This window comes from Kitasatospora sp. NPDC058444 (assembly GCF_042721415.1).
Lineage (GTDB): Bacteria > Actinomycetota > Actinomycetes > Streptomycetales > Streptomycetaceae > Kitasatospora.
Window position 1 is genome coordinate 1 of sequence record NZ_JBHXLL010000076.1, and the last position, 23,811, is coordinate 23,811.

Sequence of the window (23,811 nt, forward strand, 5' to 3'; positions counted from 1 at the left end):
GGGGGACCCTGTGGGAGAGTAGGACGCCGCCGAACAATTCTTCAGAAGAACCCCCATCCGGTTTCCGGATGGGGGTTCTTCGCGTTTTAGGACCAAGCCGGCCGGATGGGCCCGACAGGCCCGACAGGCCGGGCCGGCCGCGGTGGGGCCGAAAAAATCTCGGCCGGCCGTGTCGAGAACCCGTGCCCGGCGTCGTCCCCGGGGTGAACGCGGCCAGAATGGTCCGCACCAAGCTCCGATCCGAGGAGACGACGATGGCCAAGTACCTGCTGCTGAAGCACTACCGGGGTGCCCCGGAGGCGGTCAACTGCGTGCCGATGGACCAGTGGACGCCGGAGGAGGTCACGGCGCACATCACGTACATGCAGGACTTCGCGGACCGGCTGGAGAAGACCGGCGAGTTCGTCGACGGTCAGGCCCTCGCGCCCGAGGGGACGTGGGTCCGGTACGACGGCGAGGGGCGTCCGCCGGTCACCGACGGTCCGTTCGCGGAGACCAAGGACCTCATCGCCGGCTGGATGGTGATCGACGTCGACAGCTACGAGCGTGCCGTCGAGCTGGCCGGGGAGCTGTCGGCCGCCCCCGGGGCCGGGGGGAAGCCGATCCACGAGTGGCTGGAGTTGCGCCCGTTCCTGGCCATGCCGCCGACCATCACGGAGTGACCTGCCCGATGGACGAGGCCCTGCTGAGGAGCCTCGCACCGAGTGTCATCGGTGTCCTCGTCCGCCGCGGAGCGGATTTCGCGGCGGCCGAGGACGCTGTGCAGGAGGCGCTGGTCGAGGCGGTTCGGCTCTGGCCCGCGGAGCGGCCGCGCGATCCCAAGGGCTGGCTGGTCACGGTGGCCTGGCGCAAGTTCCTGGACGCGGCCCGGTCGGATGCCGCCCGGCGCCGCCGGGAGGACCTGGTCGACCGGGAGCCGGAGCCGGGGCCCGTGGCCGGTGCGGACGACACGCTCCAGCTCTACTTCCTGTGCGCCCACCCGTCGTTGACGCCCTCCTCGGCGGTCGCGCTGACCCTGCGTGCCGTGGGCGGGCTGACCACCCGCCAGATCGCCCGGGCCTACCTGGTGCCCGAGGCGACGATGGCTCAGCGGATCAGCCGGGCCAAGCGGACCGTCTCGGCCGTCAGGTTCGATCAGCCCGGGGACGTCTCCACCGTGCTCCGGGTGCTCTACCTGGTCTTCAACGAGGGCTACTCCGGCGATGTCGACCTCGCGGCCGAGGCCATCCGGCTCACCCGGCAGCTCGCGGCGGTGATCGACCACCCCGAGGTGGCGGGACTGCTGGCCCTGATGCTGCTGCACCACGCTCGGCGGGCAGGCAGGACCGGGCCCGACGGTGCGCTGGTGCCGCTGGCCGAGCAGGACCGTGCCCGCTGGGACACCGGGCTGGCCGCCGAAGGCATCGGGATCCTCCAGCGGGCCCTGGCCCGGGACCGGCTGGGCGAGTTCCAGGCCCAGGCGGCCATCGCCGCGCTGCACGCCGACGCGCTCACCGCCGAGGAGACGGACTGGGTGCAGATCGTCGAGTGGTACGACGAACTCGTCCGGCTGACCGCCAGTCCGGTGGTGCGGCTCAACCGCGCGGTGGCGGTCGGCGAGGCCGACGGTCCGCGCGCCGGGCTGGCGGCGCTCGCGGAGCTGGACGAGGCGCTGCCCCGGTACACGGCGGTGGCGGCGTACCTCCACGCGCGGGACGGGGACGCGGTGACGGCGGCCCGGCTGTACGCGCAGGCGGCGCTCAAGGCGCCCAACCTCGCCGAGCGCGAGTATCTGACCCGTCAGGCGGCCCGGCTCAACGCGGAGTTGAGGAGGCGTCGGGACGACTGAGCGACCTCCGGGGGAGGAGTGGGGCTCAGAGCCGGCCGGCGGCCTTCAGTGCCAGGTAGGTGTCGGCCAGGGCCGGGGCGATCCGGGCCGGCGGGGCGTCCAGGACGGTGACGCCGTGGCGGCTGAGGCGCTCGGCGGTGGCCCGGCGGTCGGCGCGGGTCTGCTCGGCCGCCGCCGCGCCGTAGACCGCCTCCAGGGTGCCCCGCCCCGCGGCGAGGGCGTCCAGCTGGGGGTCGGCGACGGAGGCGAGGACGACCTCGTGGCGCTTGGTGAGCATGGGCAGCAGGGGGCGCAGGCCGTCCTCGACCGGGGCCGCGTCGAGGCCGGTGAGCAGCACGATCAGCGAGCGCTGCGGGGCCAGCTTGAGCGCGGTGGCGACCAGCGAGCGCATGTCGGTCTCGTGCAGGGCGGGTTCCAGCCCGGCCATCGCGTTGGTGAAGGCGGGCAGGACCTCGTGGGCCGAGCTGCCGGCCACGGTGACGCGCTTGCGGGAGTCGTGGGCGAGCAGGTCGACCCGGTCGCCGGCCCGGGTGGCGAGGGCGGTGAGCAGCAGCGCGGCGTCGAGGGCGGCGTCCAGTCGGGGTGCGTCGCCGACCCGGCCGGCCGAGGTGCGGCCGGTGTCGAGGACGACGAGGATGTGCCGGTCGCGTTCGGGGCGCCAGGTGCGGATGGCGACGGTGTGGCGGCGGGCGCTGGCGCGCCAGTCGATGGAGCGGACGTCGTCGCCGGGAAGGTACTCGCGCAGGGAGTCGAACTCGGTGCCCTGGCCGCGGGTCAGCACGGAGGTGCGGCCGTCGAGTTCGCGCAGCCGCGCGAGCCGGGAGGGCAGGTGCTTGCGGCTGGCGAACGGGGGCAGGGCGCGGACCGTCCAGGGGACGAGGTGCGAGCCCTGGCGGCCGGCCAGGCCGAGCGGGCCGAGCGAGCGGACCGTCACCCGGTGGGCGTGGTGGTCGCCGCGGCGGGTGGGGGCGAGCACGGTGGTGATCTTGCGGCGTTCGCCGCCGGGGAGTGCCAGGGTGTGTCGGGAGGCGGTTTCGGCGGTGCCGGGGCGCCAGGCGGACGGGGCCCAGGCGTCGCGGAGCAGGCCGCGGAGCGGGCGGCCGGACGGGTTGGTGACGGTCAGTTCGACCGTGGCGGGCTCGCCGAGCCGCACGGTGGTGTCGCCGCCCCGTCCGAACCGCAGGCTTCGGACGGGGGCGGCGAGCACCAGGTCGACCACGACGGCGATCAGCACCGCACCGGTGACCAGGCCGATCCCGGTCCAGGACGGCAGTAGCAGGCCCACGACGAGCGCGCCGAGTGCGGCGAGCAGGGCGGTTCGCCCGGTGAGGGCCATGCGGTGCGCTCCTTCGGGAAGCCCGTGAGTCGGAAGCCCGTGGGCCTCGGGGAGGTGGGCCGGTACGGGGGTGCTGCGGTGCGGTGCCGGCTCGGTGCCGGGTGGTGCGGGTGGTGCGGAGTGGGACGTGCCGGGGTCAGCGGGGTGCGGGCGTCTGGGTGAGGACGGCCTGGATGACGGAGTCGGCGGTGACGCCCTCCATCTCGGCCTCGGCCCGCAGCGCGACCCGGTGCCGCAGGGTGGGCAGGGCGAGCGCCTTGACGTCGTCCGGGGTGACGTAGTCGCGGCCGGCCAGCCAGGCCCAGGCGCGGGAGGCGGCGAGCAGGGCGGTGGCGCCGCGCGGGGAGACGCCGATCGACAGCGAGGGGGACTGCCGGGTGGCCCGGCAGAGGTCGACGATGTAGGCGAGGACCTCGGGGGAGACGGTCAGCTTGGCGATCTGCTCGCGGGCGGCGGCGAGGTGCTCGGGCCCGGCGACCGGGCGGACGCCGGCCGCGCCGAGGTCCCGCGGGTCGAAGCCGGCGGCGTGCCGGGCGAGTACCTGGAACTCCTGGTCGCGGTCGGGCAGCGGGAGGACCAGCTTGAGCAGGAAGCGGTCCAGCTGGGCCTCGGGCAGCGGGTAGGTGCCCTCGTACTCGACCGGGTTCTGGGTCGCGGCGACCAGGAAGGGGACGGGCAGCGCGCGCGGTACGCCGTCCACCGTGACCTGGCGCTCCTCCATGGCCTCCAGCAGGGCGGCCTGGGTCTTCGGCGGGGTGCGGTTGATCTCGTCGGCGAGCAGCAGGTTGGTGAAGACCGGGCCGGGCTGGAAGGAGAACTCGGCGGTGCGGGCGTCGTAGACGAGCGAGCCGGTGACGTCGCCGGGCATCAGGTCGGGGGTGAACTGGATGCGCTTGGTCTCCAGGCTGAGCGCGGTGGACAGGGTGCGCACCAGCAGGGTCTTGGCGACGCCGGGGACGCCCTCCAGCAGCACGTGGCCGCCGCATAGCAGGGCGACGACCAGGCCGGTGACGGCGGCGTCCTGGCCGACCACGGCCTTGCCGATCTCGGCGCGCAGGGCGGTCAGCGCGGTGCGCGGGTCGGTGGCGGGGATAGCGGGTGCCGTGCCGGGGACGGAGCGGAGCTGGGCGGTTGCCTGGTCGGTCACGGGTTCCGTACCTGCCTTTCGAGGGCGTCGAGGTCGTCGGCGAGCCGCAGCAGCGCGGCGTCGTCGGTCGGGGGCGGGCCGTACAGCAGGGCCCGGACGTCCCCGGCGGGCCGGTCGGGCAGCCGGTCGGCCACGGCGACGCAGAGCGCGTCGGAGTCGGGTGCGCCGGCCCGGAGCGGGACGCCCAGGGCGGGGGCGAGGCGGTGGGCGGTGGCGTCGCGCAGCGCCTCGGCGGCGCGGCCGCGGGCCCTGGCCCGCCGGTAGAGGCGGGCGCGGCCCTCGGTGGTCTCGGCGGCGCGGACCACCACGGGCAGGTTCTCGCTGACCACCGGGCCGAGCCGGCGCCCGCGCCAGAGGGCGGCGAGCACGGCGGCGACGGCGAGTTGGTAGGCGGCCCAGTGCCAGCCGCTCGGCAGGAAGTCGCCGAAGGTCTTGGTGCGGGCGTCCTCGGGGAGCGGGACGGAGTAGTCGGGCAGGTGCCAGGTGAGGTGGGGCTGCGAGCCGAGCAGGCCGAGGGCGAGGGAGGCGTTGCCGTCCTTGGCCAGCTCGCCGTTGTGCAGGAACGTTCCGCTGCCGAGTACGACGACGTCCCGGTCGCCGTCCCCGACGGGGAGGCGGACCAGCGGGTAGCCGCGGCTGCGTGAGTAGCAGCCCTCGCCGCGGCTTCCGCTGGTGTAGAGCATGCCGCCCTGCAGGGCGCTGCCGGCCCGGACGGCTTCGGTGAGCGAGCAGTCCGCGGGGGTGGAGCGGAGGGCGGCGTACGCCGGTCCGCCCGTGTCGTCGGACAGCCGGATGCCGGGGGCGAGCGCGGTGAGCGCGGACGGGCCGGGGGCGACCAGCACCAGGCGCCGGTGCCGGGCGGCGGCGACGGCGCGCAGCTGGGCGGGGCTGAGCAGGTCGGGTTCGGGCAGCACGAGGGTGTCCTGGCCGGCCGGGGTGGCGGTCGGGTCGGTGGTCGACTCGGCCTTGAGGCCCTGGCGTTCGAGCAGGGCGACGACGGCGTGGGCGCCGTCGCGGTCGTACGAGCGCGGGTCCAGTGGAGGGAAGCGGCGGTCCTGGCCGAGGGCGGACACGGCGGCGGCGCCGATCAGCAGGGCGGCGAGGACGGCCAGGTACCAGCGGGTCCGGCGCCACAGGCCGCGGGTGGTGGGGGTGAGACTGGTCGGGGCGTCGGCGGCGGGCGCCTGGGCGACGGGCGCTTGGTCGACGGGAGCCTGGGCGGCGGGCGGGGGCGTGGGGACGGTACCGGTCATGCCGCTCCTCCCGGGGCCGGGGCCGGGACGGGGGCGTCGGCGGTGTCGGGCGCGAGGACCGGGCGGGTGCGCTCCAGCGTCCGGTCGAGCTCGTGCAGCAGCCGGTAGGCGTCCTGGTCGGCGGTGCGCTCGCCGTACGCGATGTCGTCGAAGGTCCGGGCGGCCGCGGCCAGTGCGGCGGCGTGCTCGGGCAGCGCCCGGCCGGCCTCGGTGGCGGCCTCGTCGGCGGTGCGGCCGGGGCGGGTGTCGAGCAGGGTGCGCTCCTCCAGGCCGCGCACCAGGGCGCGCATCTGTTCGCGGACGGCTTCGGTCCAGCGTCCGGCGGCGGCGTGTCCGGCGGCGTCCGCCCGGTACTGGTCGGCGCTGCGCGGGCCCTCGGCGCCGTACACGTCCTGGACGGTGCGGGCGGCGCGGCGGGGCGCGCCGAGGCGCCACCAGAGCGCGGCGCCGATCAGCACCGCGACGATCAGGAAGAGGATCAGTCCGGTGGTGCCGTCGGTGCCGTCGCCGGAGATGCTGTTGAGCGCGCCGGCGATGTGGTCGTAGATCCAGTCCGTGATCCGTTGCAGCACGGACGGGTCGTGCTTGTGGTACTCCGCGTCGAGCAGTTCGTCGCGGGCGGCCTCGCGCGCCGGGTCACGCGGCACGGTGACCGGTGCGCCGCCCGCGACGAGCAGCCTCTCCCCCCAGTTCGGCATCCGGCTCAGCGCCTCGCCGAGGTCGGGTCGGCCTGGGCGCCCCAGCCGCTGCCGCTGCCGCCGTGCTCGGGCAGGCCGGCCGCGCGGGCGAGCTCGATGTCCAGGGCCTCGCGGCGGATCCGCTGGTCGATGTAGACCAGCACGCCGACGGCGGCGATGAACGGGGTGGTGAAGGTGCCGGCGATGATCCCGGCGACCGCCATCAGCAGGACCATGGCGACGCCCCGGTCGGCGGCGTCCGGCAGGCCCTGGCCGTTGAGGCTCTCGAAGCCCAGCAGCACGCCGAGGAGCTGGAACGGGACCGCGATGACCACGGCGACCACGAGCGCCAGCAGGTAGCTCAGCACGGTGATGCCGAGGACCCGCCACCAGGCGCCGCGGACCAGGCGCCGCGAGCGCGACAGCGCCGTCAGCACGCCCTGCTTCTCCAACATCAGGGCCGGGGCGGCGAGGCTGAAGCGGATCCACAGCCAGAGGGCGACCGGCACGGTCAGCAGACCGAGCAGGCTCAGCAGGCCGGTGAGGGCGTCGGAGCCCCCGCCGGCGAGGCCGTAGCCGGCCATCGGGGCGAAGCCGAGCAGGATCACCCCGGGGCCCAGCAGGGCGGTGAGGAGGGTCAGCCCGAGCAGCTGGAGCAGCCGGGGACGGGCGTCGCGCCAGGCCTCCCCGGCGGTCACGGAGCGGCCGAGGACGGCGCGGCTGACCACGATGGTGAGCAGCGCGGTGGCGAACACGTTGAGCAGCAGCTCCAGCGGCATCCCGGCCAGCAGCCGCAGGGTCTGGGTGGACTCGCCGGTCTTCCCCTTGACCAGCAGGTCGACCAGGACGGAGCCGGCCTGGGAGAGCACGGCGAGGCCGAGCGAGAGCGAGAGCACGGTGCGCCAGTGCCGGCGGACGGTGGTGACGGCGCCGTCCAGCAGTTCGCCGAAGCTCAGCGGGCGCAGCGGGATGACGCCCGGCTTGGGGCTCGCCGGGGCGCCCCAGCCGTACGGGCGGTGGCCGCCGGGGGGCTGCTGGCCCCACTGCTGGCCCCACTGCTTTCCCCACGGCTGTCCGTTCTCGGGGGCGCCGGCCGGGCCGGGCCGGTCGGGGGCGGCCTGCGGTGGTGCCGACGGCCCGGGCACGGCGGCGGGCGCGTCGGCCGGGGGCCGGGCGTCGTCGCGGGGCGGCTCGGACGAGCTGGGCGAGGCCCAGCCCGGGGTGTCGGTCATCACTGCTCCTCGGAGGGCGTCACGGGCGCGACTGCGAACGGATCTTCCCCGCGCGCAGCGCCCATCGTGCCATGGGGCCGGAAATCGGCCCCAGGGCGATCCGGTTGCTGATCGGCAACGGTCCCGCACGGTGGGTCGGGTGGCGGTCCGCAGCGGGTCCTGAACGGGTCCCGAACGGGTCCGGAGGCGGTTCGGAGGCGTTCCCGGCGGGCACATTCGCCCGGTATGGCCGGAATGCACCGGTGGGGGAGTTGGCCGTTCTGGAGCATTGGCACTGCTGTGCGGCAGGTCACAATCCGGTAATGAGAAGATGGACGCATGAAGGGACGCGTCCTCGTCGTTGATGACGACTCCGCACTGGCCGAGATGCTCGGCATCGTGCTGCGTGGTGAGGGTTTTGAGCCGTTTTTCGTCGCGGATGGGGACAGGGCGCTAGCCGCGTTCCGGGAGACCAAGCCCGACCTGGTCCTGCTCGACCTGATGCTGCCCGGGCGGGACGGCATCGACGTGTGCCGGCAGATCCGGGCGGAGTCGGGCATCCCGATCGTGATGCTGACCGCGAAGACCGACACGGTCGACGTGGTGGTGGGCCTGGAGTCGGGCGCCGACGACTACGTCACCAAGCCGTTCAAGCCCAAGGAGCTGGTGGCCCGGGTGCGTGCCCGGCTGCGCCGCGCCGAGGAGCCCACGCCTGAGCAGCTGACCATCGGCGACCTGGTGATCGACGTGGCCGGCCACTCGGTGAAGCGGGACGGCCGGGGCATCCCGCTGACCCCGCTGGAGTTCGACCTGCTGGTCGCGCTGGCCCGCAAGCCCTGGCAGGTGTTCACCCGCGAGGTGCTGCTGGAGCAGGTCTGGGGCTACCGCCACGCGGCGGACACCCGTCTGGTCAACGTCCACGTGCAGCGCCTGCGTTCCAAGATCGAGAAGGATCCGGAGCGCCCCGAGATCGTGGTGACCGTCCGCGGCGTCGGCTACAAGGCCGGACCCAGCTGACGTGACGGACCGGGCAGACGACACCCCGTCGGGTTCCGCGACCGACGGGGCCGGGGCCGTGCGCGGCGACGTGCTGAGTTCGACCACCCGTCGCCGACGCGGCCCTTCCGCCGTCGTCGCACTGGTGAAGCGTCAGCTGCGGCGTCCGGTGCACCGGGTGGCCGCGCTCTACCGCCGGTCGATCCAGCTGCGCGTGGTCGCGGTGTCCCTGCTGGCGTCCATCGCGGTCGTCCTGGTGCTGGGCGTGGTCGTCGTGGCGCAGGTGCGCACCGGTCTGCTCGACACCAAGATGGACGCCGCCCGCGCGCAGGCCCGGATCGGCTTCCAGGTCGAGCAGAAGAAGATCGACGAGGCCCGGGACCAGAAGCTGCGGGGCACCGCCGACCCGACCGTCGACGAGACCGGCACCTGGCTGCTGCGGCAGGTCAACGACCTGGCCGGGAGCGGGCAGACCGTCTACTCGGTGATCGCGATGGCCCCCGGCACCGGCGCCGTCGTCCCCGACACCGTCGGCTTCGCGCCGCGCTACTCGGGCGACATCCAGCCGATCAGCATCCCGGACAGCCTGCGGGCCAAGCTGGCCACCGAACCCGGTCAGATGTTCGACCAGCCGACCCGGATCCACCGCTCGCCCGGGAGCAGCGTCAAGTCCGAGCCCGGGCTGGCCCTCGGCATGCAGTTCGTCGGCCCGGCCGGCACGCCGTACCAGATGTTCTACGTGTTCTCCTTCGGCCAGGAGACCGACACCCTCAACCTGGTCACCGGCACCCTGGCGACCGCCGGGGTGTTCGTGGTGATCCTCATGGGCGGCATCGCCTGGGTCGTGGTGCGCCAGGTGGTCACCCCGGTGCGGATGGCCGCCGGGATCTCCGAGCGGCTCGCCGACGGCCACCTCGAGGAGCGGATGAAGGTCACCGGGACGGACGACATCGCCCGCCTCGGCGAGTCCTTCAACCGGATGGCCAACGCCCTCCAGGCGCAGATCCGGCAGCTGGAGGAGCTGTCCCGGGTGCAGCGGCGGTTCGTCTCGGACGTCTCGCACGAGCTGCGCACCCCGCTGACCACGGTCCGGATGGCCGCCGACCTCATCTACGACAGCCGCGAGGACCTGGACCCGATGGCGGCCCGCTCGGCCGAGCTGCTCCAGGGCCAGCTGGACCGCTTCGAGTCGCTGCTCGCGGACCTGCTGGAGATCAGCCGCTTCGACGCCGGCGCCGCGATCCTGGACGCCGAGCCGGTCGACCTGCGCGAGATCGTCGCCCGGGTGGTCGAGGCCGCCGAACCGCTCGCCGAGGCCAAGGGCAGCGCCGTGGTGATCCGCGGCGACGGCGAGCCGGTGCTGGCCGAGGTGGACTCCCGCCGGATCGAGCGCATCCTGCGCAACCTGGTGGTCAACGCCCTGGAGCACGGCGAGGGCCGTGACGTGGTGGTCCGGCTGGGCTCCGCGGACGGCGCGGTCGCGGTCGGCGTGCGCGACTACGGCATCGGCCTCAAGCCGGGCGAGGCGTCCCGGGTGTTCCACCGCTTCTGGCGGGCCGACCCGTCCCGGGTGCGGACCACCGGCGGCACCGGTCTGGGCCTGTCCATCGCCGTCGAGGACGCCCACCTGCACGGCGGCTGGCTCCAGGCCTGGGGCGAGCCCGGCGGCGGCTCGCACTTCCGGCTCACCCTGCCGCGCACCCGCGGCGGGGAGATCAGCCGGGCGCCGTTCCGGCTGGAGCCGGAGGACTCCCGCAACAACCGGGGCCTGGGCGCGCAGGGCACGCCGTACCGGCGGGCGATCAGCCCGGCCGGGTCGACGGCGACGGCAGCCGTCGACGACCAGGCGGAGACGCCGGAGGCCGTGGGCAACAGCCTCGGCAGCGGGCTCGGCGGGGTGCTGAACATCGGCCCCGGGCTGGGCCGGCGCCGGCTTCCCGAGGGGCCGCGCGCGGACCCCTCGGGCGTGTGGACGGCCGCCGGGTACGGGACCACCGGCGCCCAGGTCATGGTGGACCCGACGCCCGGACGGCCGTCGGTGGCACAGCGGACGGCGGAGCCGGACGTGACAGGCGGGACGACGGACGCGGAGGGGTCGCAGCGTGCGAGGGACGAGCAACAGGACTGAGCCGCGGCTCCTCGCGGTGGTCGGCGCGCTGCTCGGCGCCTTGGTGGCGAGCGGCTGCGCGGCCATGCCGGACTCCGGCGGCATCACCAGGGTGGAGCTGTCCCAGGGCTCGGCCGACAAGAACCTGCAGGCCCGGGTCTACCCGGTGGCGCCCAGCCGCGGCGCCAAACCGCGCGAGCTGCTGACCGGGTTCCTGGACGCGGTGACCGCCGACGAGGGGTACGACACCGCGCGCAAGTACCTCACCGAGAACGCCGCCGCCCACTGGAAGCCGGAGTCGGGGATCCGGGTGTACTCGTCCACGACCATCCCGAGCGGCCAGGACGTCACCGACGCGGACACCACGGTCACGGTGCCGGTGAGCGGGCAGTGGGTCGCCTCCGTCGACGAGAAGCACTCGTTCAAGCTGGTCTTCGGGCAGAACAACGTCTCCTCCGACTTCACCTTCGTCCGGGAGAAGGACGAGTGGCGGATCGACACGCTGCCGCCCGAGGTGATCATGAACGAGACCAACTTCCGGAACAGCTTCCGGCAGGTCGAGCGGTTCTTCTACACCGCGCCCGACCCGTCGGCGGTGGCCTCCGGGAACGTCGGCCAGGAGGTGCTGGTCGCCGACCCGATCTACCTGCGGCGCCGGATAGACCCGCTGACCCTGGCGGCCCAGGCGGTGGCCGACGGGCCCTCGACGTGGCTCTCGCCGGTGGTCCGGACGGCGTTCCCGGACGGCGCCAGGGTCGAGCGGGTCGCGATCGACGACGGCAGGGTCGCCCATGTGCAGATCGGCGGGGCCGACCTCGGCGAGCCGATGGCCTGCCGGCGGATGGCGACCCAGCTCTTCTACACCCTCGCCGACCAGGGCAAGGGCCAGGTCGAGCGGCTGGAGCTGAAGGGGCAGCGCGGTGCCTGCACCGTCGGCCGCGGCGACGAGCCGCCCACCGGCCCCGGCGCGCTGGCCGGGCCGACGCCCCCGATGCAGTACTACCAGCGCGCCGACGGGTCCCTGGTGTCCACCGACGAGGGGCGCCCGGGCGATCCGGTCCGCGGCGTCCTCGGCAAGCCGCAGTCGAACACCAAGCCGCCGCTCGGCGCCGTCGCGGTCAGCCGCAGCGGCACCCAGGCCGCGGCGATCAGCGAGGACGGCCACCAGGTCTACTCGGTGCCGCTGTCGGACAGCGCGGTGGCCATGGGCGAGCCGGTGCTCAGCTCGACGGCCAAGGGCGGCGACAAGGAGGACGGCTTCGCCTCGCCCAGCTGGGACGGCCGCGGCGACCTCTGGGTGGTGGACCGCAACAAGCAGAGCCCCCGGGTGATGATGGTGCGCGGCGCCAAGCCGTACACCGTGTCGGTCGAGGGGCTCACGCCCGGGCAGACCGTGCACGCGCTGAAGATCTCCTCGGACGGTGTCCGGGTCGCCCTGGTGGTCAAGTCGCCGGGGGTGGCCGCCCGCTCGCTGGTGTTCGGACGGGTGGTGCACGGCGGCACCCCGCAGGCGCCCACCGTGACGATCAACGGAGTGCGCAAGGCCGCTCCCACGCTCACCGATGTCGCCTCGGTGTCCTGGGCGGAGGCCGACCAGCTGCTGGTGCTCGGCAAGGAGGCCGACCGGACCCAGCAGCTGTACTTCATCAGCACCGACGGCTCGCAGAGCACGGACACCCAGCTGCAGAGCGCCGAGAGCATGACGACCGTCGCGGCCTCGGAGTCCCGGGGGGACAGCCTGACCCAGGCGCCACCGGTGCTCGCGATGGGCGAGGTCAAGCAGGCGGACGGCAAGCCGAGCGAGACCAAGGCCTTCCGCCTGGTCAACCACCAGTGGCGGGAAGCCTCGCTGATCGACAAGCCGAAGTTGTTCTTCTACGCGGGCTGACGGCGTGTCCGGGCGGGCGCGGGCCTTACCGGCGTCCGCCGCGCGGGCCGTCGCGGTGGCAGGGGTGGCGGCGGTCAGCCGGCCGGGTGCACCGTGGCCGCGACCGTGGCGCCGGCCCGGGCCGGCAGGCCGGCGTCGGCCAGCGCCCGGGCGGCCTCGGCGAGGCTGGCCCCGGTGGTCACCAGGTCGTCCACCAGCACCGGGTGACGGCCCGCCAGGCCCGCCAGGCCCGCGAGGCCCGTCCGCCCGGTCCGGGCGCGCGGCAGCACGGTGAGCGCGCCGTGCAGGTTGTGGCGCCGCTCGGCCGCGTTCAGCCCGGCCTGGTCGGCGACCGGCCGGGCGTGCCGCAGCAGCGGCGCGGCCCGGACGTCCAGGCCGGCCCGGCGCAGTGCGCGGGCGGCCGCCCCGGCCAGCCGCAGCGTCGGATCGTGCCCGCGGGCGCGGACGGCCGAGCGGGCCGAGGGCATCGGGACCAGCAGCAGCGGCGCGGCACCGGCCCGTGCCCCCAGGGCGGAGCGCACCGCCCGGCCGAGGGCCTCGCCGAGCGGCCCGGCCAGCCGCAGTGTGCCGCGCTCCTTGTGGGCGAGCAGCAGCTGCCGGACCGGATCGGTGTACGGCGCGGCGGCGTGCGTCCAGGGCAGCAGGGTGGGGGCCGGCCGGGCGGTGGCCAGCACGTGCCGGCAGGCCGGGCAGAGCTGGGTGCGCTCGCTGCCGCAGCCCGCGCAGTCGACGGGCAGCAGGACGTCCAGCAGCCCGGCCAGTGCGTGGCCGAACGGTGCTCGGACGGACGGCGGACGGGTGGCGGAGGGGGACGTCGGCACGGCTGCTCCTGGCGGCGGCAGGCACGGAGAGTCAGCACAGGATCCGCCGTATGGGGGGCGTTGTCCAGGTATTTACCCTTACTTCACCCACGAGAGGGTAGACAGGGTGCACCAGCTTGACCGCCCGACCGCAGTATCGGGTCATACCCTCCTTATCGCCTGGGGAGGCGAAAAACCCGTGTGAGGTGTTCGATAAGGCCCAGGGGGTTTCAAACGTCCCTGGTGGGGAGGAAGTGAGGTGAGGGCCAGTCGTTTCCCGCCGCTGGCGGCGGGGGGCGGGGGGCCGGCAGTGGATGGGCTGGTCCAGCTGGGTCTCAGTCCGGTCCGGTAGCACCCGGATCGGCGTCAGCACGAGGGATCGGAGTTCTGCGTGGACATCGTCGTCAAGGGCCGCAAGACCGAGGTGCCCAAGAGGTTCCGCGAGCACGTGGCCGAGAAGCTGGAGAAGGTCCAGAAGTTCGACGCCAAGGCCATCAGCCTCGACGTCGAGGTGTCCAAGGAGCACAATCCGCGGCAGGCCGACCGCTCCGATCGGGTGGAGATCACTCTCCGCAGCCGCGGCCCCGTGATCCGGGCCGAAGCCGCCGCCGGGGACCCGTACGCGGCGCTCGACCTGGCTTCGGCGAAGCTCGACGCGCAGCTGCGCAAGTCCGCGGACCGGCGTCGGGTGCACAAGGGCGGCGCGAACGGCCGCACCCCGATCAGCGTCGCCGAGGCGACCGCGGCCCTGGCCGCGCTCCCGGACACGACGGCGCCGGAGGGCGAGACGAACGGCGCCGTCCGCAAGACCATGATGGGATCCCTGGAAGTGGAGGGCGAAGGCCCGCTGGTGGTCCGGGAGAAGACGCACCCGGCCGCCCCCATGGCGCTGGACCAGGCGCTCTACGAGATGGAGCTGGTCGGCCACGACTTCTACCTCTTCGTGGAGAAGGACAGCGGCCTGCCGAGCGTGGTCTACCGTCGGCACGGTTACCACTACGGCGTCATCCACCTGCAGACCGACCTCGCGGCCGGCCCCGGCGGCGGGGCGGGCGGCGCGATCGGCGGGTCCGACGACGAGGACTGACCGTCCGAGCAGCGATGGAGGGGTGACCCCGGCGGCCGTGGCCGCCGGGGTCACCGGCGTTCGGGCGCGTGTTCGGGCGCGTCCGGCGTTCGGGCGCGCGTCCGGCGGGTCGAGGCGCCCGGCGGGAGGGGTCACCCGATGCGGGGCGATCGGCATCGGAGGGTGACCGTGACGGGTTCGGGGCGTGGAATGATTGGCGCACGACGACCCGCGAAGGGGGAGGAGCGGATGGGGGATCACTTCGGGCTGGGGCCCGGGATCGGGCCAGGGCTGCCGTTGGGGGCGGACGAGGAGTCCGCGTACGGGCCGCGCCGGAGTGAGCCGATCCGCGTCCTCGTGGTGGACGACCACGCGCTGTTCCGCCGCGGGCTGGAGATCGTCCTCGCGGAGGAGCCGGACATCAAGGTCGTCGGCGAGGCGGGGGACGGGGCCGAGGCCGTGCTGAAGGCCGCCGACCTGCTGCCCGACATCATCCTCATGGACGTCCGGATGCCGCGCCGCAGCGGGATCGAGGCCTGCACGGCGATCAAGGACGTGGCGCCCAGCACCAAGATCATCATGCTGACGATAAGCGACGAGGAGGCCGACCTCTACGAGGCGATCAAGGCGGGGGCCACCGGCTACCTGCTCAAGGAGATCTCCACCGACGAGGTCGCCACCGCGATCCGCGCCGTCGCCGACGGGCAGTCGCAGATCAGCCCCTCGATGGCGTCCAAGCTGCTCACCGAGTTCAAGTCGATGATCCAGCGGCGCTCCGACGACCGGGACCTGGTGCCGGCGCCCCGGCTCACCGACCGGGAGCTGGAGGTGCTCAAGCTGGTGGCCACCGGGATGAACAACCGGGAGATCGCCAAGGAGCTGTTCATCAGCGAGAACACCGTGAAGAACCACGTGCGCAACATCCTGGAGAAGCTCCAGCTGCACTCCAGGATGGAGGCCGTGGTCTACGCGATGCGGGAGAAGATCCTCGAAATAGGGTGAACCGGGCGGGGCTTAGCGGTCCGTCAGCAGTTTCTCCAGGGTCGGGCGCAGCCGCTCGTCGTGCAGCGCCCCGACCCGCACCTCGTCGCAGCCGACCCAGGCGGCCGCCTCGCGCAGGGCCGTCGCCAGTGCCTCGACGTTCCGGTCGCCGCCTCCGGGGCCGTCCAGTGAGACCTGCCGGGCGACCAGGGTGCGCCCCTCGCGGGCCGGGTCGACCCGGCCGACCAGTCGGCCGCCGGTCAGCAGCGGCATCGCGAAGTAGCCGTGCACCCGCTTGTGCTTGGGCGTGTACGCCTCCAGCCGGTGGGTCATGCCGAAGATCCGCTCGGTGCGGGGGCGGTCCCAGATCAGCGAGTCGAACGGCGAGAGCAGCGTGGTGCGGTGGCGCCCGCGCGGGGTGGTGGCGAGGGCGGCCGGGTCGGCCCAGGCCGGGGCCGGGGCGCCGTCCGGGCCCCAGCCGGCCACCTCGACCGGGACGAGCCCGCTGTCGGCGAGCACCCGGTCCAACTGCTCGGCGCGCAGCCGGTGGTAGTCCAGCAGGTCGGCCCGGGTGGCCACGCCGAGCGCGGCGCCGGCCTGGGCGACCAGGGTGCGCACGCACTCCTCGTCCGACCGCTCCTGCCCGAACAGGGCGTCCGGGATGGCCTGTTCGGCCAGTGCGTAGACCCGCTTCCAGCTCCGGCGCTCGGTGCAGACCACGTCGCCGAAGGCCAGTGCCCGCTCGACCGCGATCTTGGTGTCGGACCAGTCCCACCACTCGGCGGTCCGCTTGGCGCCGCCCAGTTCGGTGGAGGTCAACGGCCCCTCGGCGCGCAGCTTGTCGAGCACGGCGCGGTAGGTCTCGGGCGTGACCTGGTGGCCCCAGAGGTGGCCGCGGTCGCGGTAGCGGCGGCGCCGGAAGGCGAACAGCGGCCACTCCTCGACCGGCAGCACGCAGGCGGCGTGCGACCAGTACTCGAAGCTCGTGCCGCCGCCCCAGTACGCCGCCTCGACGGCCGGGCGGCCGACCGCGCCGAGGCGGGCGTACGGCACCAGCTCGTGCGAGCGGGCGAGCACCGAGATGGTGTCCAGCTGGACGGCGCCCAGGTGCCGCAGCACCCCGCGCACCCCGCCGCGCCGGTCCGGCGCGCCCAGCAGGCCCTGGGCGCGCAGGGCGATCCGGCGGGCGTCGTCCGCGCTGAGGACGGCGACGGGGGCGGGGCGGGAGGCAGCGGCGGTCATGCCGGCGAGCGTAGTGCCGGGCACTGACACTGCGGATCCGGCCCCTGGCCGGGCCCCGCCGGGGCCTGCCGGGGCCCGGCCAGGGGCGGGGCGCGGGCTCAGGCCAGGTCGGAGGGGAGCAGGGAGGCGATCCAGGCGTCGTGGAAGGTGCCGCGCTGCTCGGCGTACGAGCGCAGGGTGCCCTCGAAGCGGTAGCCGGCCTTCGTGGCGACCGCGCGGGAGCCCTCGTTCCCGACGTAGGCCTGCCACTCCAGGCGGCGCAGGCCGAGCTCGACCAGGCCGAAGCGGGAGACGGCGCGGGCGGCCTCGGTGGTGTAGCCGCGGCCGCGGAACTCCTTCACGGCCCACCAGCCGATCTCGGCGGAGCCCGGGTCGTGGGCGCGCAGGACGAGCCCCTGGGAGCCGACCAGGGCGCCGGACTCGCGCTCGAACACGCACCAGATCCGGTTCGCTCCGGTGCGCCAGCCCTCGATGGCGAGATCGCGCACGAAGAACTCCGCGTCCTCGCGCCGGTACGGCGACGGAACGACGGTCCAGCGCTGGATCTCCGGGTCCTGGCACGCGGCGAAGACCGCGTCGATGTCGGACTCCTGCGGGGCGCGCAGGACGAGCCGCTCGGTGGTGAGGGTGACCGGTTCGGTGCTGGTTTCTTCCATATGCGGATTATTTCGCCGGGTGAGGAAGGCGGGCATCCGATTATTCCGCCGCTCCGCGAGCCCGGCGGGCGGCCAACTCTCCGGCCCGCCGACCGTTTTGCCCCGGTGGACGGTGCTATCAGGCCATGTGCCCGCGGGGGTGACACGGGAATACCGTGCTGACGCACCTCCCGGGGGGTTGGACTCCTCGCATACGATGGCCCGTGCGGTGGGGTGAACCCGCCGTGCAGTCGTCCAGTGCCAATACAGGCAAGGAGCCCGCTCACGTGTCCGTCTTCGACAAGATCCTGCGCGCCGGCGAGGGCAAGATCCTTCGCAAGCTGCAGCGGATTGCCGCCCAGGTCAACTCCATCGAAGAGGACTTCGTCAACCTCACCGACGCCGAGCTGCGCGCTCTGACCGACGAGTACAAGCAGCGGCTCGCGGACGGCGAGAGCCTGGACGACATCCTCCCCGAGGCGTTCGCCACCGTCCGAGAGGCCGCCAAGCGCGTGCTCGGCCAGCGGCACTACGACGTCCAGCTGATGGGCGGCGCCGCCCTGCACTACGGGTACGTCGCCGAGATGCGCACCGGTGAGGGCAAGACCCTCGTCGGCACCCTGCCCGCGTACCTGAACGCGCTGACCGGCAAGGGCGTCCACCTGATCACCGTCAACGACTACCTCGCCGAGCGCGACTCGGAGTGGATGGGCCGGGTGCACCGCTTCCTGGGCCTCGAAGTCGGCGTGATCCTGGGCAGCATGACGCCCGTCGAGCGCAAGCGCCAGTACGGGATGGACATCACGTACGGCACGAACAACGAGTTCGGCTTCGACTACCTGCGCGACAACATGGCCTGGTCGAAGGACGAACTCGTCCAGCGCGGCCACTACTTCGCGGTCGTCGACGAGGTCGACTCGATCCTGATCGACGAGGCCCGCACCCCGCTGATCATCTCCGGCCCGGCCGACCAGGCGACCAAGTGGTACGCCGACTTCGCCAAGCTGGTGCAGCGCCTGAAGATCGACCGGGACTACGAGGTCGACGAGAAGAAGCGCACCGTCGGCGTCCTGGAGGAGGGCGTCACCCGGGTCGAGGACTACCTGGGCATCGACAACCTCTACGAGTCGGTGAACACCCCGCTGGTCGGCTTCCTGAACAACGCCATCAAGGCGAAGGAGCTGTACAAGCGGGACAAGGACTACGTCGTGATGAACGGCGAGGTCATGATCGTCGACGAGCACACCGGCCGCATCCTGGCCGGCCGCCGCTACAACGAGGGCATGCACCAGGCGATCGAGGCCAAGGAGGGGGTGGAGGTCCAGAACGAGAACCAGACCCTGGCCACCATCACCCTGCAGAACTTCTTCCGCCTGTACGACAAGCTCGCGGGCATGACCGGTACCGGCACCACCGAGGCCGCCGAGTTCCACCAGATCTACAAGCTCGGCGTGGTGCCGATCCCGACCAACAAGACGCCGCTGCGCATCGACCAGCCCGACCTGATCTACAAGTCGGAGCCGGCCAAGTTCGCCGCCGTGGTCGAGGACATCGCCGAGAAGCACGAGAAGGGCCAGCCGGTGCTGGTCGGCACCGTGTCGGTCGAGAAGTCCGAGTACCTGTCGCAGGAGCTGCGCAAGCGCGGCATCCCGCACGAGGTGCTGAACGCCAAGCACCACGAGCGCGAGGCGCAGATCGTCGCGCAGGCCGGCCGCAAGGGCGCCGTCACCGTCGCCACCAACATGGCCGGCCGCGGCACCGACATCATGCTGGGCGGCAACGCCGACCACCTGGCCGCCGCCGAGCTGGCGCAGCGCGGGCTGACCCCGACGGACACCCCGGAGGAGTACGAGGCCGCCTTCCCGACCGCGCTGGAGAAGGCCAAGGCCTCGGTGAAGGCCGAGCAGGACGAGGTCAAGGAGGCCGGTGGCCTCTACGTCCTCGGCACCGAGCGGCACGAGTCCCGCCGGATCGACAACCAGCTGCGCGGCCGTTCCGGCCGTCAGGGCGACCCGGGCGAGTCCCGCTTCTACCTGTCGCTGGGCGACGACCTGATGCGCCTGTTCAAGGCCGGCATGGTCGAGCGCGTGCTCTCGATGGCCAACGTGCCCGAGGACGTGCCGATCGAGTCCAAGATGGTCACCCGCGCCATCGCCTCCGCGCAGACCCAGGTCGAGCAGCAGAACTTCGAGATCCGCAAGAACGTCCTCAAGTACGACGAGGTGCTCAACCGCCAGCGCGAGGTCATCTACGGCGAGCGCCGCCGGGTGCTGGAGGGCGAGGACCTCCAGGAGCAGGTCGGCCACTTCATGGACGACACCGTCGAGGCGTACGTCCGGGCCGCCACCGGTGAGGGCTTCGAGGACGACTGGGACCTGGACAAGCTCTGGACGGCGCTCAAGCAGCTCTACCCGGTCACCCTGGACCTGGACGAGCTGGAGGAGGAGGCCGGCGGCCGCGCCGGTCTGACCCCCGAGTTCCTGATCAAGTCCATCCAGGAGGACATCCAGGGCCAGTACGGCGCCCGCGAGGACCAGCTGGGCGCGGAGATCATGCGCGAGCTGGAGCGCCGGGTCGTGCTGTCCGTGCTGGACCGCCGCTGGCGCGAGCACCTCTACGAGATGGACTACCTCCAGGAGGGCATCGGCCTGCGGGCCATGGCGCAGCGCGACCCGCTGGTCGAGTACCAGCGCGAGGGCTTCGACATGTTCACCGCGATGATGGAGGGCATCAAGGAGGAGTCCGTCGGCTACCTGTTCAACCTGGAGGTCCAGGTCGAGCAGCAGGTCGAGGAGGTCCCGGTCGAGGACGCCCAGGTGGTGCTCGACAAGTTGGAGAAGGACGCCGCCCGCCCGGAGATCAAGGCCAAGGGCCTGGAGGCCCCGAAGCCGCAGCGGCTGCACTACACGGCCCCCTCGGACGAGGTCGGCGGCGGTGTCATCGAGGGCGACTTCGAGGACCTCGCGCCGGAGGACGAGGGCGACGGCCTGACCCGCGCCGAGCGCCGCAAGGCCGCGAAGTCGGCCAAGGGCCGCCGCCGCAAGGGCTGAGCCGGCCGCCTGACACCAGCCAGGACGCCACGCAGGGCGCCGTTCCCGGACCGGGACGGCGCCCTGCGCCGTTCCGTGCCGCCGGGGGCTTCCGTGCCGCCGGGGGCGCGGCGGGGTGCTCACCGGGCCTCCACGGCGGTGCACTGCCACTGCCCGGCCGGGCCGCGCTGCTCCAGTCGGAAGGCCACCATGTGGTGGCGCCGGCCGAGGTCGACCCGCACGCAGGCCTCGACCGCGTCGGGGGAGGGCGAGCGGTCGTGCACCGGGCCGAGCCGGGGCCGGTCGGCGGGGCCGCCGCGGCGCAGCGCGCCGGCCCGGACCAGGGAGGCGAGCTGCCCGTAGCCGTCCAGGCTGGTGTGCCGCATCAGCTGGCCGGAGGGCCGTGCGCCGGTGAGCACCTCGACCAGCTGGTGGGCGAACCGGGCGGCCAGCGCCCCGGAGGCGGGCCCGGGGGCCGACCCGGGGGCGGCGGCGCAGGCGGCGCGCGGGTGGCGCGGCCGGCGGCCTGCCGGGTCGCAGGTACCGGCGTCGCGCGGACGGCGGTGCGGGCGGGCGGTGAGGTGGGCGCTGAACCGGACGGTCACGGCGGTGGCTCCTCGGCTGGGTGGTGCGGGTACGGACGGGTCCAGGCTGGGGGCGTCCCTCGCGGGGCGGCAACGGGTTTCCGGGGTGCCGGGGCGGGCCGCCGAATCCACCTATCCGGGTGAACCGGCCGGTGCGGCGCCGGGCCGGGCGGGCCGCTCGAAGGCGTCCGGTTGACGTGCGGGGACGGACCGTACGGCCCGAAAGGGGACGCTCCGACTGGGCGGACCGGGTGGCGGCGCCCGGCCGCCGCGTTGCGCCGTACCGGACCGGAGCGCACCATCGGACCCTGACCGGGAGCGGACGGTCGGCTCCCACGACGAGGGGCAGCCGGTATGACGACACGGGTGGCGGCGCAGTCGGCCGCGGGCACCGCCGTGCCCGCCGCGGACGGACCCCGGCGCGGCCTGGTGCTGGGCGGCGGCGGGATGCTCGGCGCGGCCTGGACGGTCGGCGCGCTGTGCGCCGTCGAGGAGGCCACCGGGCGGCAGCCGGGCGAGGCCGACGTGCTGCTCGGCACCTCGGCGGGCGCGATCCTCGCCGCGATGCTGGCCGGCGGCGTCCGCCCCGAGCAGCTGCGGGACCACCAGCGCGGCCTGCCGATCACCGAGGGGCCGCTGGCCGGGGTGGCCTTCGACTACGACACCGCCGTCGGGGGCGCGCTGCCGCCCCGCCCGCGGGCCGGCATCGGCTCGCCCGGTCTGCTGCGCGACGCCGTCCGGCACCCGCGCGAGTACCCGCTGCTGACCATGGTCTCGGCGATCGCACCGCACGGCCGGGGCTCGCTGGCGCCGGTCGGCGAGCTGGTGCGCGGCCTGCTCGGCGACGGCAGCCTGCCCGGCGACCTGCCCGGCGACGGCGGCTCGACCGGCGGCCCGCTCGGCGGCCCGCCCGACGCCGGCGGTCGGCCGGAGCCCGGCGGCGGGGGATCGCCGCTGCGGGTGGTGGCCGTGGACTACCGCAGCGGCCGCCGGGTCGTCTTCGGCGACCCGGGTGCCCCGGCCGTCCCGGTGCCCGACGCCGTGATGGCCTCCTGCGCGATCCCCGGCTGGTTCGTGCCGGTGCGGCTGGAGGGCTCGGCGTACGTGGACGGCGGCTGCTGGTCCGCCACCAACGCCGACCTGATGCTCGGCCGGGGGCTGGACGAGGTGTACGTGCTCGCCCCGATGGGGCTGCGGCTGGACCCGCGGCCGGAGCGGGCCAGGCAGCGGGGCCGGCCCGGCCGCGACGCCCTGGCCGCCCTGCGCGAGTGGCGCGCCCGGGACCGCCCCCGCGGTGTGCTCGCCCAGCTGGTGAGCCGCTACCGCCGGGCCGTCACCCGGCAGCTGCTGCGCGAGGCCGCGCTGCTGCGGGCCGAGGGCGTCCGGGTGCGGCTGCTCGCGCCGACCCTGGCGGACCTCGCGGTGATGGGCCCGAACCTGATGGACCCGGCCCGGCGCGGCGCCGTCCTGGAGAGCGCCCTGCGCACCAGCCGGGAGGCGCTGCGGCCGCGGCGGTGAGCGCCCGGCCCGGGACCGGAGGTGATCACGGCCCGCCCGGCGGCGCCTATTCTTGGGGCGCTGGAGTCTTGGGGCGGCGCTGGAGGTGCCGTGCCGCTGGACGAACCCCGCTGGACGAACCGGAGAGTGCCACCGATGCGCGTGTACGTGCCCACCACCCTGACCGGCCTGGCGGAGGCGCACGAGGGCGGCGCCCTGGACCAGTCCGCCGCGTACGCCGTGACGCCCGCGCTGCGCGAGTGGTACGTCAGCGACGACCTCGAGGAGCTGGAGTACGCGGCGCTGAACCGGGCCGCGCAGTCCTCGCTGCGGCTGCTGGCCGCCGACCCGCAGGCCCCGCGCCGCCGGGTCGTGGTGGCGCTGGACGTGGCCGACGCGTCGGTGCGGCCGTTCCCCGGGGACGAGTACCAGGATCAGGCCTCGCTCGGCCGGGTGGTGCTGGCCGGCCCGGTGCGGCTGGCCAAGGCGGCGGCGGTGCACGCCGACGTGGCCGACGACGAGGTGGTCACGGACGTCGCGGCGGCGGTGGCGGCGGTGGTCGCGGCCGACGCGGGTGACCAGGACGCCCAGTTCACCGTGGACGGCGCCGAGGACCACGACCTGCTCTGGTACGCGACCCAGGAGATCCCCTCCCTGTTCGCGTGAGGTCCGTCCTACCGGCGTGTCACCCGGTCGGGTTACCGTTTCACCCTGTGCGCACTCACATCGTTTGGGACTGGAACGGCACGCTCTTCCACGACATGGAGGCCGTGCTCGGGGCGAGCAATGCCGCGTTCGCGACCATCGGCGTCGGGCCAATGAGCCTCCAGGAGTACCGCGAGCAGTACGAGATCCCGATCCCGCGGTTCTACGAGCGGCTGCTCGGCCGGATGCCCTCCACGGAGGAGTGGCTGCGGCTCGACGACGCGTTCCACGACCGCTACCGGGAGCTCAGCTCCGCCTGCGGGCTGACCGAGGGCGTGCGCGAGCTGATGGACGGCTGGCGGGAGGCCGGGAACAGCCAGTCGCTGCTGTCGATGTACGAGCACGACGCGCTGGTCCCGCTGGTCGAGACCTTCGGTCTGACCGGCGGCTTCCTGCGGGTGGACGGCCGCAGCGGCCCGTCCGGCGGCCAGAAGGCGCAGCACCTGACCCGGCACCTGGCCGCGCTCGGCGAGCGGGTGGATCCGGCCCGTACGGTGCTGATCGGCGACGCCGCGGACGACGCGCTGGCGGCGCTCGGCGCGGGCGCCCACGCGGTGCTCTACACCGGCGGTTCGCACACCCGGGAGAAGCTGGAGCCGGTCGGCGTCCCGGTGGTGGACAGCCTGGCCGAGGCGGTCGAGCTGGCCGGCCGGATCACGGGCTGAACCCCCCCCGGGCCCTCCTGCTCCAGGGCCCCGGAGGCGGGGGGGGGGGGGGGGGGCCCCCCCCCCCCCCCCCCGGGGGGGGGGCGGGGGGGCCCCCCCCCCCGGGCGGGGGGGGGGGGCACCCCCCCCCCCCCCCCGCCCCAGCCGCCCGACCCCCCCACGCC

At 74.3% G+C, this 23,811-nt stretch carries 20 protein-coding genes; 11 read left to right on the plus strand and 9 right to left on the minus strand.

Translation table 11 applies throughout. The features are described 5' to 3' along the window. Window positions 1-254 precede the first annotated feature (254 nt). Both ACFWP2_RS38780 and ACFWP2_RS38785 read left to right on the plus strand, forming a co-directional pair. Window positions 255-662, plus strand: a complete 408-nt coding sequence (locus tag ACFWP2_RS38780) for a YciI family protein (RefSeq protein ID WP_380460700.1) — start codon at window positions 255-257, stop codon at window positions 660-662. An 8-nt stretch (window positions 663-670) separates the two neighbouring features. Continuing rightward, window positions 671-1,828, plus strand: a complete 1,158-nt coding sequence (locus tag ACFWP2_RS38785; RefSeq protein ID WP_380460736.1) for an RNA polymerase sigma factor — start codon at window positions 671-673, stop codon at window positions 1,826-1,828. A gap of 25 nt (window positions 1,829-1,853) precedes the next feature. Here ACFWP2_RS38785 and ACFWP2_RS38790 read toward each other — a convergent pair whose 3' ends face one another. The 5 genes from ACFWP2_RS38790 to ACFWP2_RS38810 all read right to left on the minus strand — a co-directional run bounded on the left by ACFWP2_RS38790 (window position 1,854) and on the right by ACFWP2_RS38810 (window position 7,473). Beyond that, a complete protein-coding gene (locus ACFWP2_RS38790; protein WP_380460702.1) occupies window positions 1,854-3,164 on the minus strand; it encodes a DUF58 domain-containing protein in 1,311 nt (436 codons plus the stop codon). Window positions 3,165-3,300: 136 nt separating this feature from the next. Beyond that, window positions 3,301-4,311: an AAA family ATPase gene (locus ACFWP2_RS38795; RefSeq protein WP_380460704.1), complete on the minus strand. Its 1,011-nt coding sequence runs from the start codon at window positions 4,309-4,311 to the stop codon at window positions 3,301-3,303. Continuing rightward, window positions 4,308-5,564 carry a DUF4350 domain-containing protein gene (locus ACFWP2_RS38800; RefSeq protein ID WP_380460706.1) on the minus strand — a complete coding sequence of 419 codons (1,257 nt, stop codon included), beginning with the start codon at window positions 5,562-5,564 and terminating at the stop codon, window positions 4,308-4,310. The genes ACFWP2_RS38795 and ACFWP2_RS38800 overlap by 4 nt, the downstream gene beginning before the upstream one ends. Continuing rightward, a complete protein-coding gene (locus ACFWP2_RS38805) occupies window positions 5,561-6,262 on the minus strand; it encodes a DUF4129 domain-containing protein (protein ID WP_380460708.1) in 702 nt (233 codons plus the stop codon). The genes ACFWP2_RS38800 and ACFWP2_RS38805 overlap by 4 nt, the downstream gene beginning before the upstream one ends. A gap of 5 nt (window positions 6,263-6,267) precedes the next feature. Continuing rightward, the gene (locus ACFWP2_RS38810; protein ID WP_380460710.1) at window positions 6,268-7,473 is read right to left on the minus strand and encodes a hypothetical protein; all 1,206 of its coding nucleotides are present in this window, start codon (window positions 7,471-7,473) and stop codon (window positions 6,268-6,270) included. A 318-nt stretch (window positions 7,474-7,791) separates the two neighbouring features. On the opposite strand from ACFWP2_RS38810, the gene mtrA reads away from it, so the two are divergent. The 3 genes from mtrA to ACFWP2_RS38825 are packed head-to-tail and all read left to right on the plus strand — an operon-like array spanning window position 7,792 to window position 12,443. Next, window positions 7,792-8,469 (plus strand): MtrAB system response regulator MtrA, encoded by a 678-nt coding sequence (gene mtrA / locus ACFWP2_RS38815; RefSeq protein WP_030247322.1) that lies wholly within the window; start codon window positions 7,792-7,794, stop codon window positions 8,467-8,469. 1 nt (window position 8,470) lies between these two features. Continuing rightward, entirely contained in the window at window positions 8,471-10,576 is a 2,106-nt protein-coding gene (gene mtrB, locus ACFWP2_RS38820) for an MtrAB system histidine kinase MtrB (protein ID WP_380460712.1), read from the plus strand. Continuing rightward, window positions 10,551-12,443: an LpqB family beta-propeller domain-containing protein gene (locus ACFWP2_RS38825; RefSeq protein WP_380460714.1), complete on the plus strand. Its 1,893-nt coding sequence runs from the start codon at window positions 10,551-10,553 to the stop codon at window positions 12,441-12,443. The genes mtrB and ACFWP2_RS38825 overlap by 26 nt, the downstream gene beginning before the upstream one ends. Before the next feature lie 74 nt (window positions 12,444-12,517). Here the strand turns inward: ACFWP2_RS38825 and ACFWP2_RS38830 are convergent, their stop codons facing one another. Further along, the gene (locus ACFWP2_RS38830) at window positions 12,518-13,264 is read right to left on the minus strand and encodes a ComF family protein (RefSeq protein WP_380460716.1); all 747 of its coding nucleotides are present in this window, start codon (window positions 13,262-13,264) and stop codon (window positions 12,518-12,520) included. A 370-nt stretch (window positions 13,265-13,634) separates the two neighbouring features. Here ACFWP2_RS38830 and hpf point away from each other — a divergent pair, with 370 nt between their 5' ends. Further along, window positions 13,635-14,330 (plus strand): ribosome hibernation-promoting factor, HPF/YfiA family, encoded by a 696-nt coding sequence (hpf, locus tag ACFWP2_RS38835; RefSeq protein ID WP_360345830.1) that lies wholly within the window; start codon window positions 13,635-13,637, stop codon window positions 14,328-14,330. Window positions 14,331-14,558: 228 nt separating this feature from the next. After that, window positions 14,559-15,311: a response regulator gene (locus ACFWP2_RS38840; RefSeq protein WP_380460719.1), complete on the plus strand. Its 753-nt coding sequence runs from the start codon at window positions 14,559-14,561 to the stop codon at window positions 15,309-15,311. A gap of 12 nt (window positions 15,312-15,323) precedes the next feature. On the opposite strand, the gene ACFWP2_RS38845 is transcribed toward ACFWP2_RS38840, so the two are convergent. Further along, a complete protein-coding gene (locus tag ACFWP2_RS38845) occupies window positions 15,324-16,532 on the minus strand; it encodes a winged helix-turn-helix domain-containing protein (RefSeq protein ID WP_380460721.1) in 1,209 nt (402 codons plus the stop codon). 98 nt (window positions 16,533-16,630) lie between these two features. After that, window positions 16,631-17,188 (minus strand): GNAT family N-acetyltransferase, encoded by a 558-nt coding sequence (locus tag ACFWP2_RS38850; protein WP_380460723.1) that lies wholly within the window; start codon window positions 17,186-17,188, stop codon window positions 16,631-16,633. Window positions 17,189-17,454: 266 nt separating this feature from the next. On the opposite strand from ACFWP2_RS38850, the gene secA reads away from it, so the two are divergent. After that, a complete protein-coding gene (gene secA, locus ACFWP2_RS38855; protein ID WP_380460726.1) occupies window positions 17,455-20,217 on the plus strand; it encodes a preprotein translocase subunit SecA in 2,763 nt (920 codons plus the stop codon). Window positions 20,218-20,336: 119 nt separating this feature from the next. Here secA and ACFWP2_RS38860 read toward each other — a convergent pair whose 3' ends face one another. Then, the gene (locus tag ACFWP2_RS38860) at window positions 20,337-20,801 is read right to left on the minus strand and encodes an Rv3235 family protein (RefSeq protein WP_380460728.1); all 465 of its coding nucleotides are present in this window, start codon (window positions 20,799-20,801) and stop codon (window positions 20,337-20,339) included. A 333-nt stretch (window positions 20,802-21,134) separates the two neighbouring features. Here ACFWP2_RS38860 and ACFWP2_RS38865 point away from each other — a divergent pair, with 333 nt between their 5' ends. From ACFWP2_RS38865 to ACFWP2_RS38875, 3 genes are all read left to right on the plus strand, one after another. Beyond that, window positions 21,135-22,298 (plus strand): patatin-like phospholipase family protein, encoded by a 1,164-nt coding sequence (locus ACFWP2_RS38865; protein WP_380460730.1) that lies wholly within the window; start codon window positions 21,135-21,137, stop codon window positions 22,296-22,298. Window positions 22,299-22,433: 135 nt separating this feature from the next. Then, complete coding sequence (locus ACFWP2_RS38870; RefSeq protein WP_380460732.1) at window positions 22,434-22,943, plus strand: DUF6912 family protein; 510 nt, start codon at window positions 22,434-22,436, stop codon at window positions 22,941-22,943. Window positions 22,944-22,990: 47 nt separating this feature from the next. Next, entirely contained in the window at window positions 22,991-23,647 is a 657-nt protein-coding gene (locus ACFWP2_RS38875; RefSeq protein ID WP_380460734.1) for an HAD family hydrolase, read from the plus strand. The last annotated feature ends 164 nt before the right edge of the window (window positions 23,648-23,811 follow it).

Coding starts and splice junctions, on each gene's coding strand:
- ACFWP2_RS38780 (WP_380460700.1), top strand. CDS start 255: ATGGCCAAGTACCTGCTGCTGAAGCACTACCGGGGTGCCCCGGAGGCG.
- ACFWP2_RS38785 (WP_380460736.1), top strand. CDS start 671: ATGGACGAGGCCCTGCTGAGGAGCCTCGCACCGAGTGTCATCGGTGTC.
- ACFWP2_RS38790 (WP_380460702.1), bottom strand. CDS start 3,164: ATGGCCCTCACCGGGCGAACCGCCCTGCTCGCCGCACTCGGCGCGCTC.
- ACFWP2_RS38800 (WP_380460706.1), bottom strand. CDS start 5,564: ATGACCGGTACCGTCCCCACGCCCCCGCCCGCCGCCCAGGCTCCCGTC.
- ACFWP2_RS38805 (WP_380460708.1), bottom strand. CDS start 6,262: ATGCCGAACTGGGGGGAGAGGCTGCTCGTCGCGGGCGGCGCACCGGTC.
- ACFWP2_RS38810 (WP_380460710.1), bottom strand. CDS start 7,473: ATGACCGACACCCCGGGCTGGGCCTCGCCCAGCTCGTCCGAGCCGCCC.
- mtrA (WP_030247322.1), top strand. CDS start 7,792: ATGAAGGGACGCGTCCTCGTCGTTGATGACGACTCCGCACTGGCCGAG.
- ACFWP2_RS38840 (WP_380460719.1), top strand. CDS start 14,559: ATGGGGGATCACTTCGGGCTGGGGCCCGGGATCGGGCCAGGGCTGCCG.
- ACFWP2_RS38845 (WP_380460721.1), bottom strand. CDS start 16,532: ATGACCGCCGCTGCCTCCCGCCCCGCCCCCGTCGCCGTCCTCAGCGCG.
- ACFWP2_RS38850 (WP_380460723.1), bottom strand. CDS start 17,188: ATGGAAGAAACCAGCACCGAACCGGTCACCCTCACCACCGAGCGGCTC.
- ACFWP2_RS38865 (WP_380460730.1), top strand. CDS start 21,135: ATGACGACACGGGTGGCGGCGCAGTCGGCCGCGGGCACCGCCGTGCCC.
- ACFWP2_RS38870 (WP_380460732.1), top strand. CDS start 22,434: ATGCGCGTGTACGTGCCCACCACCCTGACCGGCCTGGCGGAGGCGCAC.